The organism is Streptomyces sp. NPDC055962 (assembly GCF_042270185.1).
GTDB lineage: Bacteria > Actinomycetota > Actinomycetes > Streptomycetales > Streptomycetaceae > Streptomyces.
In genome coordinates, this window is sequence record NZ_JBHJYN010000008.1 from 39328 (window position 1) to 53615 (window position 14288).

Sequence of the window (14288 nt, forward strand, 5' to 3'; positions counted from 1 at the left end):
CGCGGCTGGGCGCTCACCACCTCGCACTTGTGGGGGGGGGGGCCCCCCCGCCCCCCGCCCCTCCTCATGTCCGCCGTCGCCTCTACGCGATGTGGTCGGCGGCCATCTCGTTGTCGAAGCGCTGCTTGAAGCCGGGCAGCAGCTTGCGGAGCAGCGCGGCGCTGTGCGGGTGGCGGACGTTGTGGCCGTCCGAGAGGTGGATGTCGAGCACCTCGGCGCTCGGGTAGTCCTGGTGCTGATGCGTGTACGCCGTGAACACGTCGTACGCGATCTCGCCGAACTCGATCTCCGTCTGGGCCCATTCGGCCTGGTCGGCGTCCTGCTGGGACAGGCCCTGCCCGGCCGGGTCGTGCCGGTCAAGCTCGGGCTGCTCCTGGAGCGGTCCGGCGTCCGGCTCGGCGGCACGCGGGTGCGGGAAAGCGCCGATCGTGCCGACGTTGCCGAGCGGGCGGGTCCGGCCCGGGCCCGAGGGGATCATCACGGGGCTGGAATCGGTGCCCTCGTCGTACTCGGGGTCGTACCCGCCTTCGTACGCCTCGTCCTTCGGCGCCGCGAACCACGGGCTGTTGTGCGAGCCGGGGCCCTCCGGCGGGTACTGCTGCTCGAACTCGTCCTGCTGGACGAACCGGTCCTGCTGGTCGTACTCGTCCTGTTCGTAGCGGTGGTCCTGCCGGGGGCCGTGCTCCTGCTCGCCCTGCGCCTCGGGGGCGTACGGGAGTTGGGGGTGCTGCTGAGCGGTCTCCACGGCGGCCGGGGCCGGTGGCAGCAGGGCCGGTTCGATGCCCGCGGCGGCGAGGCCGGCCGGGGCGGTCTCGGCGAGCGGGACGCCGTACCTGGCCAGACGCAGCGGCATCAGCGACTCGATGGGTGCCTTGCGGCGCCAGTTGCGGCCGAAGCGTGCCTGGAGGCGCGCCTGGTAGATCAGCCGGTCCTGTTCGAGCTTGATGACCTGCTCGTAACTGCGCAGCTCCCACAGCTTCATCCGGCGCCACAGCTTGAACGTGGGCACGGGGGAGAGCAGCCAGCGGGTGAGGCGGACGCCCTCCATGTGCTTGTCCGCCGTGATGTCCGCGATCCGGCCCACCGCGTGGCGTGCGGCCTCGACGGCGACGACGAACAGGATCGGGATCACCGCGTGCATGCCGGTGCCCAGCGGGTCGGGCCAGGCGGCCGCGCCGTTGAAGGCGATCGTCGCCGCGGTCAGCAGCCACGCGGTCTGGCGCAGCAGCGGGAAGGGGATGCGCATCCACGTCAGCAGCAGGTCCAGCGCGAGCAGGACGCAGATCCCCGCGTCGATGCCGATCGGGAAGACGAGGGAGAACTGGCCGAAGCCCTTCTCCTCCGCGAGTTCACGAACGGCGGCGTACGAGCCCGCGAAACCGATCGCTGCGATGAGCACGGCGCCGGCGACGACGACCCCGATGAGTACGCGGTGCGTGCGTGTCAGCTGCATGGCGGCCACCCGCGATCCCCTCCCGACTTCGATGAACCCGGCTCCACTTCGGCATCCGGCGCGGGCACAGCCTGGCACATGCCGGCCGGGCGTGTTGCGTGGGGAGGGGCCGAAGCCCGGTGCTCGCGGGGACACCGGGCTTCGTCAAGGCCCTGCCGGGCAGGGGAGTTCGGGCTCCTGCCCGGTCGCCGTCAGGCCTTCGAGGTCTCCTTGGCGGAGGCCTTCGGGGTCGGCGAGGTGGACTTGTCCGGGGCGTCGGCGCCCACGGCCGCGACGGCGTCCTTGGCGGCCTTCTGCGCGTCCTCGAGGATGTCGGCGGCGGACGGGGTCTTGGCGCCCTGGAAGCCGGCCCCGTTGAAGGTGACGCTGACGACGACGTTGCCCGTGCGGGCGAGGACCGTCGCGTACTCGAAGTCCTCGCCGGACTTGCTGAGGCCGTACGTGACCGCGGTGGCCTGCTCACCGAGCCCGGAGACGGGCTTGGCCGAGGGCTTCTCGGCGCCCTCGGTCGCCTGGGTCTTGGCGACCCGCTTGGTGTACTCGTCCGTCGCCCGCTTGGCGCCGCTGCCCAGCGACTGGTCGGAGTCGAAGCGGGTGAAGCCGACGTCGAGCCAGCGGTACTGCGAGCCCTTGACGCCGTTGTCGTCCAGGCCGTTCCAGGAGCAGCTGCCCCGGGAGGCGGTGTCGCTGGACGTGCCCGGGGTGCCGCCCTTGGTCTTGGCCTTGGGGACCAGGTCCTCGATCGTCTTCTTCGCGATCGAGGTGCAGGCGTCGGGCAGCTCGGCGTACTTCGCGGGCTCGACGGTCGGCTCGGCCTTCTTCGTGCTCGGGGCGGACGAGGGGCCCGACTCCTTCGCGTCGCCGGAGTCCGACGAGCAGCCGGCGACGACGAGCATCACCGGGACGGCGGCGCAGGCGAGTATGCGGGACAGTCGCGGGGCTGATCGGTGCATGGTTCCTTCACTCGGACGGCACGGCGGTGTCGGTCGTGCGGGCGGGCAGTCGTGCGGGCGGTACAGCGGTCGGGGCCACGGTACGACGGACCGCGCGCGGATGCCGCCTTCGGCCGGAGGCCCGGGGACGCTCCGGGGCCCCGGTGGGGGCCCGCCGGAGGCCGGTCACTCGCTGAGGGTCTCGGCCAGTTTCCGGGCCAGGGCCTGCGCCTTCTCCTGTAGTTCCTTGCTGTCGGGAACCTCGGTCATGCGGGCGGGCTGCTCGGTGTACTCGACGGTCACGATGACGTTCGATGTGCGGAATACCACGCTCACGGTGCGGTGCTGTGCACTGGAACCTGCCCGGGTGAGTGCATCGTCCAGAAATGCGGCGTCCCCGAGCCCGTCGAGCAGTCGCGGCCGGAGGTCCTCGCCGGGGCCTGCGGTGCTGCCCGAGGGGTCGGCGGAGGGCGTGGCGGAGGAGCTGCCCGCCGGGGAGCCGGACGGTGTGCCGTCCGGCGAGGCGGAGCCCTGTCCGTCGGGCGTCTCGCTGGGCGTGACGCCGCCGGAGGTCGGGAGCTCGGCCTCCTCCTCCTTCTTCCCGTACACCTCCCGGGCGCGGTCGTCGTCGCTCACCGAAGGGTCGTACGACACGACGCGCTCGAAGTCGATGGACAGATTCCGGGAGGCGTCGGGGGCGTCCGACTTCCAGCGGCAGCCGACCTTGCGGTCGGTGTCGTAGGTGACGGTGGCGGTGCCCTCGTACGCCTTCTCCTGCTGCTCCTCCGGCAGATCGGCGGCGCCCGGCAGCAGGTCCTTGAGGGTGGAACGCGGTACGGCACGGCAGGATTCGGGCAGCGTCCGGTACTTCCCGGGAGGCGCGGCCGTGACCGTGGGGCTGCCGGGCTTGCTGTCGGCGTCGGGGTCGGCGGCGTCGGAGCCGGCGCTGCAGCCGGCGACGAGCGCTACGAGAAGCGCGACGCCGGGTACGTACGCCATGTGTCGCACGGTTCCAGGCTCCCTTCGGTACGAAAACGGGTTGCCGCCCGATGGCGGCCGGTGGACACAATGTGTATCGCACGCGCCGCTGTGAATGCCGGTCGGCCGACCTGTATGCCGACCTCGGCACCGGTTTTGCGTTTTCAGTCTTTTTCGGGGGAATCGAGGAGTTATGTCGTATGTAGAGGTGCCGGGTGCGCAGGTTCCCATCCGTATGTGGGCGGATCCGGCGTCCGTCGAGGACGGCGCCATGCAGCAGCTGCGGAACGTGTCCACGCTGCCCTGGATCAAGGGCCTCGCCGTCATGCCGGACGTCCACTACGGCAAGGGTGCGACCGTCGGCTCGGTGATCGCGATGCACGGTGCTGTCTGCCCGGCCGCGGTGGGCGTGGACATCGGCTGCGGGATGTCGGCGGTGAAGACGTCGCTCACGGCCAACGACCTGCCGGGGGATCTCTCGCGACTCCGGTCGAAGATCGAGCAGGCCATCCCGGTGGGCCGGGGGATGCACGACGACACGGTCGACCCGGGGAAGCTCCACGGCTTCCCGACCGGTGGCTGGGACGACTTCTGGTCGCGCTTCGACGGGATCGCCGAGGCGGTCAAGTTCCGTCAGGAGCGGGCCACCAAGCAGATGGGGACGCTCGGCAGCGGAAACCACTTCATCGAGTTCTGTCTCGACGAGGCCGGGTCCGTCTGGCTGATGCTCCACTCCGGGTCCCGGAACATCGGCAAGGAGCTCGCCGACTTCCACATCGGGCAGGCCCAGAAGCTCCCGCACAACCAGGGCCTCGTCGACCGGGACCTGGCGGTCTTCATCGCTGACACCCCGCAGATGGCGGCGTACCGCAACGACCTGTTCTGGGCGCAGGAGTACGCCAAGTACAACCGCTCGATCATGATGGGCCTCTTCCAGGACGTCGTCCGGAAGGAGTTCAAGAAGGCCCGGGTCGTGTTCGAGCCGGTCATCTCCTGCCACCACAACTACGTGTCGGAGGAGCGGTACGACGGCATGGACCTGCTGGTCACCCGTAAGGGCGCCATCCGTGCGGGCTCCGGGGAGTTCGGCATCATTCCCGGGTCCATGGGGACGGGCTCGTACATCGTGAAGGGGCTGGGGAACGCGAAGTCCTTCAACTCCGCCTCGCACGGCGCGGGCCGGCGGATGAGCAGGAACGCGGCCAAGCGGAAGTTCTCCACGCAGGACCTGGAGGACCAGACGCGGGGCGTGGAGTGCCGCAAGGACTCCGGCGTGGTGGACGAGATCCCGGCGGCGTACAAGCCGATCGAGCAGGTCATCGACCAGCAGCGCGACCTGGTCGAGGTCGTCGCGAAGCTCAAGCAGCTCGTGTGCGTGAAGGGCTGAGCCCCGGCGCCCCAGGCGAGCCGCACAGCTGACCCGTACGGCAGGACACCCTGCGAACAGCAGGCCCCGGACCACCTAGGTCCGGGGCCTGCCGCCGTGCGGACGGCCTGCCGGCCGCTCTCAGGAGATGCCGACGGCCAGGGCGCCGCCGCCGGTGGCGACACCACCACTCGGCTTGGGGGCGGTGAAGGGAGGGGTGTCCTGGCGGCACGTCGTGCCGACCGGTGGAAGCACTCCGTCGACGAAGTAGCGGCTCTCGTGGTCCTGGACGCAGCTGCTGGGATTGAGGAGCGCGGTATGTCCGTACCCTTCGTTGGTCAGGAGACGTGCGTCGGCGAGCTCCTCGGCCATGGACCGGGAGTTCGGGTAGGCGGTGGAGGGGTCGTAGGTGGTGCCGACCACCAGGACGGGGTGAGCGGTCCGCCTGTTCCAGGGGCCGGTCCAGCGGTCGGGGGAGGTGGGCCAGTCGGTGCATCCGGCGGTCGCCCAGGTCCAGAAGCGCCCGGCATCACCCGCGCGGGCGGCGGACGCCTCCTCGAGTGCGGGGTAGGTGCCGGCGTCGCGCGGATTGGGGCTGTCGCCGCAGAGCACGGCCGCTGCCTGCTCCTCGCCCACGTACGGGTTCGGATCCGGGACCGGAGGCGCGGGCGGGAAGGGCGCCGGCTCCGGTGCCCGGCCGTGCCACAGCTCCTCCAGCCGGCCGGCGAGGCCGGCCCACCCGCTGACGAGGTAGAGGCTGTTCACCGCGTCCGCCACCGTGCGGGCATACGTCCACGTGCCGACCGGCGTCGTGCGGAGCCGCTGGGTGAGCCGATCGAACTTGTCCCGGGTCCCCTTCGGGGTACCGGCGGAGAAGGCGCAGCGGGCGGTCGTGGTGGACCCGCACAGGCCGAGGAACCTGTCGAGGGTCGCCGCCGCGCTGCGGTCCGAGCCGACGCGGAGGAACGTGGTGAGCCGTGCGTCGTCGGACGCGTCGTTCGTCCATGCCCCGGGGCCGATGTTGCTGTCGAGGGCCATGGCCCGGACCTTGGCGGGGAAGAGGTTGGCGTACGTGGCGCCCAGGATCGTGCCGTAGGAGATCCCGTAGTAGTTGAGCTGCGGCTCACCCACCGACCGGCGGAGCTGGTCGAGGTCGCGGGCGGTGTCGGCGGTCGACACGTGACGCAGGAGTTCGGGGTCCCTCTGCTCGCAGCGGTGGACCAGATCCGCGTACGCGGCGACGAAGTCCTTCCGCTCCTTCTCGCCCACCGGGAATCCCGCGGCCTTGCCCGCGTTCCAGTCGGCGGCTTCCTGGGGACTCGTGAAGCAGTTCACCGCGGTGCTGTTGCCGATTCCGCGGGGGTCCCAGCTGACGATGTCGAACCGCTCCCGCACCTCGCGCGGGAAGAACGCGTAGTTCTGAGGCATCTGGACCGTCCCGGGCCCGCCGGGGCCGCCGGGGTTGAAGAACAGGGTTCCGACGCGCCTCCCGGGGCCGGTCGCCTTCCGTCTGACGACGGCCAGTTCGATGCTGCGGCCGCTCGGGTTCCCGTAGTCCAGGGGGACCTGCGCGGTCGCGCAGTCGAACGGACTGCCCTGGACGCAGCTTCTCCAGTCCAGCCGCGGGGCGGGCGCCGAGGGTATGGGTGCACCGTCGGCCGCGACGTGGCCCTGCCCGGTCAGTACGGTCGAGCACGACGTCACCGCGACGAGGACGGCGGCGAGACGTCGGCGGCGCGCGGTGAATCCGCGCAGGGGGTGTGCAGGCATGCTGCGTTCTCTCTCTTCGTGGCGTCATGGCTTCGTGCCCGGGACCGCGATCCCCGGCCGGCCGTCCCGGCGAGCGGGGTGAGCCCCGGCGGGTCCGCCGCCTCCGCCGCCCGGCCTCGCGATTCGGCGGGTCCGACGGTCTTCCCTCACCCAATAGCGCGAGGGTGCGGACGGCACCCGCTGTCGGCCGAACGCGGTACGTGCCACTGCTCCGGCAGCTCCCGGGGGTGCGGGGCCCCGGGCACGGAAGAGCCCCGGAACCCGTGGTCGGGATCCGGGGCTCGCCCTAGGTGTCAGCCGTCAGCCGTCAGCCGTCAGCCGTCAGCCGTCAGCGGCCGGTCGTGCAGCCGCCGCCGGCCGTGCAGCCGCCAGGGGCTCGTCGGCTGTCCACGTCACTGCGTGCGGTGGACCTTGGAGTTGGAGGCCTGGGCACGGGGGCGGACGACCAGGAGGTCGATGTTGACGTGGCTGGGGCGGGTGACGGCCCAGGTGATGGTGTCGGCGACATCGTCGGCGGAGAGCGGGGCGTCGACTCCCGCGTAGACCTTGGCAGCCTTCTCGGCGTCGCCGCGGAAGCGGGTGGTGGCGAACTCCTCGGTCTTGACCATGCCGGGCGCGACCTCGATCACACGGACCGGGGTGCCGACGATCTCCAGCCGGAGGGTCTCGGCGAGCACATGTTCGCCGTGCTTCGCGGCGACGTACCCGCCACCGCCCTCGTACGTGGAGAGGCCGGCCGTCGAGGAGAGGATCACGATCGTGCCGTCCCCGCTGGCGGTCAGGGCGGGGAGCAGGGCCTGGGTGACGTTGAGCGTGCCGATGACGTTGGTCTCGTACATCTGACGCCAGTCCGCGGGATCGCCCGTGGCGACGGGGTCGGCGCCCAGCGCGCCGCCCGCGTTGTTGACGAGGACGGCCAGGGACCGGAACGCGGTGGCGAACTCGTCGACCGCGGCACGGTCGGTGACGTCCAGGGTGTACGCCGTCGCCTGGTGGCCCGCGTCGGTGAGCTCGGCGGCCAGGGCCTCTATGCGGTCCTTGCGGCGTGCGGTGAGCACCACGCGGTATCCGGCGGCCGCCAGCTGCCTGGCGGTCGCGGCGCCGATGCCGCTGCTCGCGCCGGTGATGACGGCGATGGGGGTGGCGGCCATGCGAACTCCTCGGGCAGCTGATCGGTACGGGGCCAGGATAGGCGGGCGGTCCGGGCGCGGGCTCAGTGGTCGCGGGGGGCGTACATGATCAACGCCATGCCGGCCAGGCAGACCAGCGCACCGGTCACGTCCCAGCGGTCGGGGCGGTAGCCGTCGGCGACCATCCCCCAGGCGATCGATCCGGCGACGAACACCCCGCCGTAGGCCGCGAGGATGCGGCCGAAGTCCCCGTCGGGCTGGAGGGTGGCGACGAATCCGTAGGCGCCGAGGGCGATGACCCCCGCGCCGATCCAGATCCAGCGGCGATGCTCACGGACGCCCTGCCAGACGAGCCACGCGCCTCCGATCTCGAAGAGCGCGGCGACGACGAAGAGGGCGACGGAACGGGCGACGAGCATGGGGCCAGCGTGTCATGCGGGTGGGCGTGGGTGCCGCGGGCGGTGGCAGTCGTCGACGGTGGGGCGTGCGTGGGCCGTGCGGGTGGGGGAAGCGTGGTGAACCGGTCATCAGATAGGGATAATTGGGTGCTTTCGGTATCTTCTGCGCATGCGAGTGACGCGTAGTGCAGTGCTGAAGGTGCCCGCCGTGGCGGCGATGACGGCGGCCGTGGTGCTGGGCCCGGGGCTGTCCGCCGTGGCCGAGCCCGCCCCCCGGGGGTTCGGGCAGCGGGCGATCGCGCCCGAGGCGGACGTGTCCCACCACGGGCGGGTCTCGCTCGCGGAGGAGCGGATCGGGATCCAGCTGCGGACCGGGAACCGGGGGCCGTCGCCGCTCGCGGACGCCACGGTGCGTCTGCGTTTCTCCGCGCCGCTGGCGTCCTGGCAGCGGCTGCCCCAGGGCTGCATGCGCGGCGGCGACAGCACGGTCCTGTGTGCGACGGGGCCGCTGCGGGTGGCCGGGGACGCGCGGCGCACGGCCCTCGGCCTGCGCTTCACCGGCCGGCCCGCCGAGGTCGTGGTGCGGGTGGACACCGTCTGGAACGGCGGCGCGAGCGACAGGAACCGGCGGAACGACACACATGAGGTGCTGGCCCTCTCCACGGGCGACGCGTACGTCTTCTGAGGGGGTCCTGGACGGCACCGGGCCCCGGTCGGGCGGTCAGCCGTCGAGGGCTGCCGCAGTGCGGCCGGGTCGGCCTGCTCGCCCGCCCGGGCGACGCAGCCGTCGGGGCCTGTGAGCAGGGTGGCCGTACGGTCGCCCACCCCGGCACCCCGTTCGCCGCGGCGCCCGAGCCGGCCTCTCAGGCGGTCGGCGCCTGGCCCGCCGCCCCGCCGAACTCGCGGACCGCGTCCGCCACGATGGCCTCCAGACGGGCGTGGTGGGCGCCCCGCCAGTACACCCGGCCGCAGGCGGTGCACTGCGCGAACACGTCGTAGGACGCCTGCGTGCCCCGCTCCAGGTGCGCGCTGACGGACTCCTTGTCCGCCTCCGTGAGCTGCCCGTTGCAGGCGGTGCAGCGGGTCCACGGTGCGAGTGCGGGGGCGAAGCGTCCCAGGATGTCGCGGAGCTGCTCCTCGGGCCGGTCGCTGTAGACGTACGCCCCCGCCCAGATCTCCCTGCGACGGAGCAGCCCCCGGTCGCGGGAGAGCATGACGCGTCGCTGTTCCGCCGACAGCGCGGCCAGCGCCGGGTCGCCGATGTCCTCGCTCTCGTACGCGGCGTCCACTCCCAGGAGCCTCAGGCGCCGCGCGAGCGTGCCCAGATGGACGTCGAGCAGGAAGCGCAGCGGGGCGCCCGGGACCTGCTGGGGGCGGTGCACCGCCCGCACCTCGACCACTTCGCCCGCACCGGGGATGTGGGACACGGGCACGGGACGGCCGTCGACGAGGAGCTGTCCGGCCTCGGTGAGCGGGACGCCGAGGGACTCCACGACGTGTCCGAGGGTCGATGAGCCGTCCGTGGTGACGGCCGTGCGTCCCGGGCGGCGGTCGTGGGCGACGAAGAGCCGCAGTTCCGGGGCTACTTCGAGGCTGATCTCGGGTCCGTTCACCTGGTCAGGATGCCATTGCGCGGGGCGCGGCAGCGAGAGGTTTCCGGCCCGCGTGGGGGTCAGCGCTGTGCGAAGGCGGCAGGGGGGACGCCCACCGTGGCCGTGAAGTCCCTGACCAGGTGCGCCTGATCGCTGTAGCCGAGATCGGCGGCGAGTCCGGCCCAGTCGGGGTCGGGGTCCGTCCCGGCGCGTTGCAGTGCCTCGTGGATGCGGTGGCGGAGGATGACCCACTTGGGCCCCACCCCCACACAGGTGGAGAAGAGCCGCTGCAGCGAGCGCACGGACATGCCTCCCGCGCGGGCCAGTGCGTCCACCCGCAGCAGCGAACGGTCCGTGCGCACGAGTTCGGCCAGCTGCGTCGCGAGCTCCGCCTGGGGATCCGGCGGGGGCACGAGCGGCAGCAGATACGCGTCCAGGGCCGCGACCCGGGCGTCCTCGTCGGCCGGACCGAGCACGGACCGCGTCGCCTCGGAGGCCGACGGTCCGTCCGCAGGGGTGGTCAGTGCCTCGGCGGCGGGGACCCGGCGCCCGGTCCACCGGGAGACGGGCCGGTCGGGGGCGAACGGCCGGAAGGCGCCCGGCCGGAACTTCACGCCGCACACCCGCCCCCTGCCCTCCAGCCGCTGGCTGAACAGACCCTGCACGACGCCGTACACCTCGGCGGAGCCGGACCGTTCGGCCTCGTCGCCGGAGTCCGTGCGCTGGAACACCAGGTGGACGCTCGGGTGCGGCACCACCTGCGAGGTGTACGGCTCCGAGAGGTCCCAGTCGATCAGCCAGTAGTGCTCCAGGTGCGCCCGGAGCGCGGGGGCGGGGTCGCGGAGGCGGAAGCGGACGTGGGTGAACAGGTCGGGGGCGTCGACGATGCCCCGGGTCTCGCGTCCAGGTCCGGCCATGGTCGGATCCTAGGGCGGGCAACCGGCCACGCCGTCGTGTTTCTTCAAGACGTCGCGCCGGGCCGGGTGCATCGTCGGAGACATGAAGACGATCAGTGAACTCCTCGAGAAAGCCGCCGCGCAGGCGGTGCCCGTCGTACGGGGGATCGGCGACGACCAGCTGGCCGGGGCCACGCCGTGCAGCGAGTACGACGTCCGGGCCCTGCTGAACCATCTCTTCGTGGTGATCGACAACTTCCGGGCACTCGCGGTCAAGGGCCCGACCGATTTCAGCCGGACGGACGATGTCGTCACGGGGGACTGGCGGGGCCGGTTCGGAGACGCGACGGCGCTGCTGGCGAAGGCATGGGCCGAGCCGGGCGCGGAGGAGGGGACGCCGGGACGCATGGGCATCCCGGCCAGGACGGTCGGGCTCATGGTGCTGGGGGATCTGACCGTGCACGCCTGGGACCTGGCGCGGGCGACGGGCCAGGACTTCGCGCCCGACGACGCCGTGGTGGCGGAACTGGAGCCCGGTCTTGAGGCGCTGGCCCCGCAGGCACGGCAGATGAAGGTGTTCGGTGAGCCGTTCCCCGCACCGCCCGGGGCTACCGCCTTCGAGCGGGCGCTGGCCGTGACGGGCCGCGACCCGGGCTGGAGCCCGGCCCGCCGCTGACGGCAGGGGTGCGACCGGCCGGTCGGGGGGTGGCCGGGTCGGCGTAGAGCCTGCCGAGGGCCGCGTACGCGCTGTCGACGACCGTCTCGGCCAGGAGCACCGCCTCGCGTGCGGCGAGGCGGGACGCCCGGCGGCTGAAGGGCGGTGGCGGGTCCCGCCGCAGGCGCCGGCAGTGGCAGACGGCGAACAGCCCGCTCGCGACGACCACGGCCGGAACGGTCAGGGTCAGCAGCAGGTCATCCATGCGGGGGGCCTCCTCGGGGCTCGTGCTCCTTGCATCGGCACCCCCGGGGACCCGGCTGGAGATCATTCTTCGGCCAATGAATGGCCGAAGGACGCCCTCGGCGTCCGCCACGCCGCGGACCCGGTGGATTCCCCGCGCCATGGACCCGGTGGAGTCTCCGAGCCGCGGACCCCGTGAACTCCCCGGGCCGCCGACCCCGCGGATTCCCTGGGGAGAACGCCACCCCCGGAGGACTCGGGCCTCGGACAAGCCGCCACGTACGCCCCCGGAGCGCGCCCCGGAGTGTCCCGGTGACGCCCCGCTCGGCAGCCCAGGAGTCACGCCTCGGGGTCCGACCCGCCCCGGTCCAGGCGGGTGCGCAGGGTCAGGGCGAACTCCTCCGCCCGGGCCAGCTGGACCCGCACCTTCGCGACCTGCTCGGACGCGGCCCGCTCGTACGTGCGGACGCGCTCCAGGAGTTCGTCGCGCTCGCCCGCCGTCAGCTCCGTGCCCGCGTCGAGGCGGTCGACCGCCTCCAGCAGGTCCCGCATCTCGTCCAGGGTGAAGCCGAGGGGCTTCATCCGGCGGATGACCATCAGCCGGGCCACATCGGCCTCGGTGTACAGCCGGAATCCGCCGCGGGAGCGGGCGGACGGGGCCACGAGCCCGGTCTCCTCGTAGTGCCGGATGGTGCGCAGCGACAGCTCGGTGCGCGCGGCGACCTCTCCGATCTGCATGTGCTCGCTGCTCACGGTGGACATGTGCCCTTTCGACTCGCGCCGTGACCCGGGCGTACGGCGTTCCCATCCCTACCCTAACGTTAGGGTAGAGTTGTTTCGTCGCCAGTCCGCCGGGGCCGATGACGCCTCCGGCGCATCCCGGTGCCGGCCGCTCCGGTGCCCGGCGCGATCTGCTTCCCGGTGGAGCGTGCGCCTCGCCGCCGCCCACCGCCTCCGGTGACAGCCGTGCGCTGTCCCTCCATGCTTCCGTCCGCCGTCACGGACGATCCGCGGGACGCCGTCCGGCCTCCGCGCCCCCGCACGCCCCGGTCCGCCGGGCCTGCCCGAGCAACGTCAGGTCACGCCTCCTTGTCCACATCCGTACTGTCCCGGGCCGGCCGGCCGCGCGGATTCCGCCCGTCCTGGCTGTCGCCGAAGGTCTTCCGTACGGAGGCCCTGGCCGGTCTCGTCGTCGGGCTGGCGCTGATCCCCGAGGCGATCTCGTTCTCGATCATCGCCGGGGTCGACCCGGCGGTCGGTCTGTTCGCCGCGTTCACGATGGCCGTCGTCATCTCCGTCGTGGGCGGCAGGCCCGCGATGATCTCCGCCGCGACGGGCGCGGTCGCCCTCGTGATCGCTCCGCTCAACCGGGAGCACGGGTTCGGCTACCTCCTCGCGGGAGTCGTCCTGGGCGGTGTCTTCCAGGTCGTGCTCGGCGCGCTGGGCGTCGCCAGGCTGATGCGGTTCGTGCCCCGCAGCGTGATGGTCGGCTTCGTCAACGCGCTGGCGATCCTGGTCTTCATGGGGCAGGTCCCCGAGCTGAGCGACGTCCCCTGGCCTGTGTATCCCCTGGTCATCGGCGGGCTCGTCCTGATGGTGCTCTTCCCGAGGATCACCCGGGCGGTGCCCGCCCCGCTGGTCTCCATCGTCGTCCTGACCGCGATCACCGTCGCCGCGGGCATAGCCGTACCGACGGTCGGCGACAAGGGCGCGCTGCCCTCGTCCCTGCCGGTGCCCGGTCTGCCCGACGTGCCCTTCACCCTGGACACCCTGACCACCGTCGCCCCCTACGCGCTGGCCATGGCGCTGGTCGGCCTGATGGAGTCGCTGATGACGGCCAAGCTGGTCGACGAGATCACCGACACCCACTCCAGCAAGACCCGCGAGTCGGTCGGCCAGGGCATCGCCAACATCGTGACCGGCTTCCTCGGAGGCATGGGCGGGTGCGCCATGATCGGCCAGACCATGATCAACGTGAAGGTCTCCGGCGCCCGGACCCGGCTGTCCACGTTCCTCGCGGGTGTCTTCCTGATGGTGCTCTGCATCGCGTTCGGACCGCTCGTCTCCCGTATCCCGATGGCGGCCCTCGTGGCGGTCATGGTCATGGTGTGCTTCGCGACGTTCGACTGGCACTCCGTCGCACCGAAGACCCTCAGGCGGATGCCCGCCGGCGAGATCGCCGTGATGATCATCACGGTGGTCTGCGTCGTGCTCACCGAGAACCTCGCCGTCGGCGTCGTCGTGGGATCGGTCACGGCGATGGTCATCTTCGCCCGGCGGGTCGCCCACCTCGCCGACGTCACGTCCGTCATCGACCGGGACGGCGGACGGGTCGTCTACTCCGTCTTCGGGGAGCTCTTCTTCGCCTCGTCCAACGACCTCGTCGGCCGGTTCGACTACGCCGGCGACCCGGTGGAGGTGGTCATCGACCTGTCCGCCGCGCACATCTGGGACGCGTCGGCGGTGGCGACCCTGGACGCCGTCACCACGAAGTACGAACAGCGCGGGAAGAGCGTCGAGATCACGGGTCTCAACGAGCGGAGCGCCGACCTCCACGGCTCCCTCAGCGGCCGGCTCACCGGCGGCGGCTGAACGCCACGGAGGGCTGAGGGCGCGTCAACCGCGCGGGGCGGTGCCCATCACTCCGAAGGGTGTCGAGGACCGCACCGGGCACCCGGATCCGCCTCCCGCGCGGGCGGCGCACACCCCCTCCGGACAGCCACGCGAAGGCGGAGCCGGCGCGGAGCGCGTGCCGCTCCACGCCGGCCCCGGCACAGGGGGGTGGGTTGCCAGATACTCCCCGACTGGGCAATGGTTGCCGAAGGGAAAGGAACTTTCGTCCAGTTGGAAGGTGGTGCGACTCGCTTCGGGCGGG

General features: G+C 72.2%; 14 protein-coding genes. 4 read left to right on the forward strand and 10 right to left on the reverse strand.

The features are described 5' to 3' along the window. Positions 1–82: 82 nt before the first annotated feature. From ACFC51_RS22615 to ACFC51_RS22625, 3 genes are all read right to left on the reverse strand, one after another. A complete protein-coding gene (locus ACFC51_RS22615; protein ID WP_376376219.1) occupies positions 83–1453 on the reverse strand; it encodes a DUF2637 domain-containing protein in 1371 nt (456 codons plus the stop codon). Between the two features lie 191 nt (positions 1454–1644). Beyond that, positions 1645–2406 (reverse strand): DUF3558 domain-containing protein, encoded by a 762-nt coding sequence (locus ACFC51_RS22620; protein ID WP_376376217.1) that lies wholly within the window; start codon positions 2404–2406, stop codon positions 1645–1647. A gap of 165 nt (positions 2407–2571) precedes the next feature. Further along, the gene (locus ACFC51_RS22625) at positions 2572–3384 is read right to left on the reverse strand and encodes a DUF3558 domain-containing protein (protein ID WP_376376215.1); all 813 of its coding nucleotides are present in this window, start codon (positions 3382–3384) and stop codon (positions 2572–2574) included. A gap of 172 nt (positions 3385–3556) precedes the next feature. On the opposite strand from ACFC51_RS22625, the gene ACFC51_RS22630 reads away from it, so the two are divergent. After that, positions 3557–4750 carry an RtcB family protein gene (locus ACFC51_RS22630; protein WP_376530474.1) on the forward strand — a complete coding sequence of 398 codons (1194 nt, stop codon included), beginning with the start codon at positions 3557–3559 and terminating at the stop codon, positions 4748–4750. 120 nt (positions 4751–4870) lie between these two features. Here the strand turns inward: ACFC51_RS22630 and ACFC51_RS22635 are convergent, their stop codons facing one another. The 3 genes from ACFC51_RS22635 to ACFC51_RS22645 all read right to left on the reverse strand — a co-directional run bounded on the left by ACFC51_RS22635 (position 4871) and on the right by ACFC51_RS22645 (position 8048). Next, positions 4871–6499: an alpha/beta hydrolase gene (locus ACFC51_RS22635; protein ID WP_376530477.1), complete on the reverse strand. Its 1629-nt coding sequence runs from the start codon at positions 6497–6499 to the stop codon at positions 4871–4873. Between the two features lie 392 nt (positions 6500–6891). After that, positions 6892–7650 carry an SDR family NAD(P)-dependent oxidoreductase gene (locus ACFC51_RS22640; RefSeq protein WP_376376209.1) on the reverse strand — a complete coding sequence of 253 codons (759 nt, stop codon included), beginning with the start codon at positions 7648–7650 and terminating at the stop codon, positions 6892–6894. 62 nt (positions 7651–7712) lie between these two features. Next, complete coding sequence (locus tag ACFC51_RS22645) at positions 7713–8048, reverse strand: YnfA family protein (RefSeq protein ID WP_376530479.1); 336 nt, start codon at positions 8046–8048, stop codon at positions 7713–7715. Positions 8049–8196: 148 nt separating this feature from the next. Here ACFC51_RS22645 and ACFC51_RS22650 point away from each other — a divergent pair, with 148 nt between their 5' ends. Further along, complete coding sequence (locus ACFC51_RS22650; RefSeq protein WP_376376206.1) at positions 8197–8712, forward strand: hypothetical protein; 516 nt, start codon at positions 8197–8199, stop codon at positions 8710–8712. A 178-nt stretch (positions 8713–8890) separates the two neighbouring features. On the opposite strand, the gene ACFC51_RS22655 is transcribed toward ACFC51_RS22650, so the two are convergent. Then, positions 8891–9640 (reverse strand): Mut7-C RNAse domain-containing protein, encoded by a 750-nt coding sequence (locus ACFC51_RS22655; RefSeq protein ID WP_376376204.1) that lies wholly within the window; start codon positions 9638–9640, stop codon positions 8891–8893. A 59-nt stretch (positions 9641–9699) separates the two neighbouring features. After that, the gene (locus ACFC51_RS22660) at positions 9700–10536 is read right to left on the reverse strand and encodes a DUF6597 domain-containing transcriptional factor (protein WP_376376202.1); all 837 of its coding nucleotides are present in this window, start codon (positions 10534–10536) and stop codon (positions 9700–9702) included. An 82-nt stretch (positions 10537–10618) separates the two neighbouring features. Between ACFC51_RS22660 and ACFC51_RS22665 the strand changes: the two genes are divergently transcribed. After that, complete coding sequence (locus tag ACFC51_RS22665; RefSeq protein WP_376530482.1) at positions 10619–11191, forward strand: TIGR03086 family metal-binding protein; 573 nt, start codon at positions 10619–10621, stop codon at positions 11189–11191. On the opposite strand, the gene ACFC51_RS22670 is transcribed toward ACFC51_RS22665, so the two are convergent. Then, on the reverse strand, positions 11124–11435 hold the full coding sequence (locus ACFC51_RS22670; protein WP_376530485.1) for a hypothetical protein: 312 nt from the start codon (positions 11433–11435) through the stop codon (positions 11124–11126). The genes ACFC51_RS22665 and ACFC51_RS22670 overlap by 68 nt on opposite strands. Before the next feature lie 317 nt (positions 11436–11752). After that, a complete protein-coding gene (locus tag ACFC51_RS22675) occupies positions 11753–12175 on the reverse strand; it encodes a MerR family transcriptional regulator (RefSeq protein ID WP_376530487.1) in 423 nt (140 codons plus the stop codon). A gap of 327 nt (positions 12176–12502) precedes the next feature. Between ACFC51_RS22675 and ACFC51_RS22680 the strand changes: the two genes are divergently transcribed. Further along, a complete protein-coding gene (locus ACFC51_RS22680; RefSeq protein WP_376530490.1) occupies positions 12503–14005 on the forward strand; it encodes a SulP family inorganic anion transporter in 1503 nt (500 codons plus the stop codon). Positions 14006–14288 lie beyond the last annotated feature (283 nt).

Excerpts from the sequence above, each read along its gene's own strand:
- ACFC51_RS22615 (WP_376376219.1), bottom strand. The coding sequence starts at position 1,453 with ATGCAGCTGACACGCACGCACCGCGTACTCATCGGGGTCGTCGTCGCC.
- ACFC51_RS22620 (WP_376376217.1), bottom strand. The coding sequence starts at position 2,406 with ATGCACCGATCAGCCCCGCGACTGTCCCGCATACTCGCCTGCGCCGCC.
- ACFC51_RS22625 (WP_376376215.1), bottom strand. The coding sequence starts at position 3,384 with ATGGCGTACGTACCCGGCGTCGCGCTTCTCGTAGCGCTCGTCGCCGGC.
- ACFC51_RS22630 (WP_376530474.1), top strand. The coding sequence starts at position 3,557 with ATGTCGTATGTAGAGGTGCCGGGTGCGCAGGTTCCCATCCGTATGTGG.
- ACFC51_RS22635 (WP_376530477.1), bottom strand. The coding sequence starts at position 6,499 with ATGCCTGCACACCCCCTGCGCGGATTCACCGCGCGCCGCCGACGTCTC.
- ACFC51_RS22640 (WP_376376209.1), bottom strand. The coding sequence starts at position 7,650 with ATGGCCGCCACCCCCATCGCCGTCATCACCGGCGCGAGCAGCGGCATC.
- ACFC51_RS22645 (WP_376530479.1), bottom strand. The coding sequence starts at position 8,048 with ATGCTCGTCGCCCGTTCCGTCGCCCTCTTCGTCGTCGCCGCGCTCTTC.
- ACFC51_RS22650 (WP_376376206.1), top strand. The coding sequence starts at position 8,197 with ATGCGAGTGACGCGTAGTGCAGTGCTGAAGGTGCCCGCCGTGGCGGCG.
- ACFC51_RS22660 (WP_376376202.1), bottom strand. The coding sequence starts at position 10,536 with ATGGCCGGACCTGGACGCGAGACCCGGGGCATCGTCGACGCCCCCGAC.
- ACFC51_RS22665 (WP_376530482.1), top strand. The coding sequence starts at position 10,619 with ATGAAGACGATCAGTGAACTCCTCGAGAAAGCCGCCGCGCAGGCGGTG.
- ACFC51_RS22670 (WP_376530485.1), bottom strand. The coding sequence starts at position 11,435 with ATGGATGACCTGCTGCTGACCCTGACCGTTCCGGCCGTGGTCGTCGCG.
- ACFC51_RS22675 (WP_376530487.1), bottom strand. The coding sequence starts at position 12,175 with ATGTCCACCGTGAGCAGCGAGCACATGCAGATCGGAGAGGTCGCCGCG.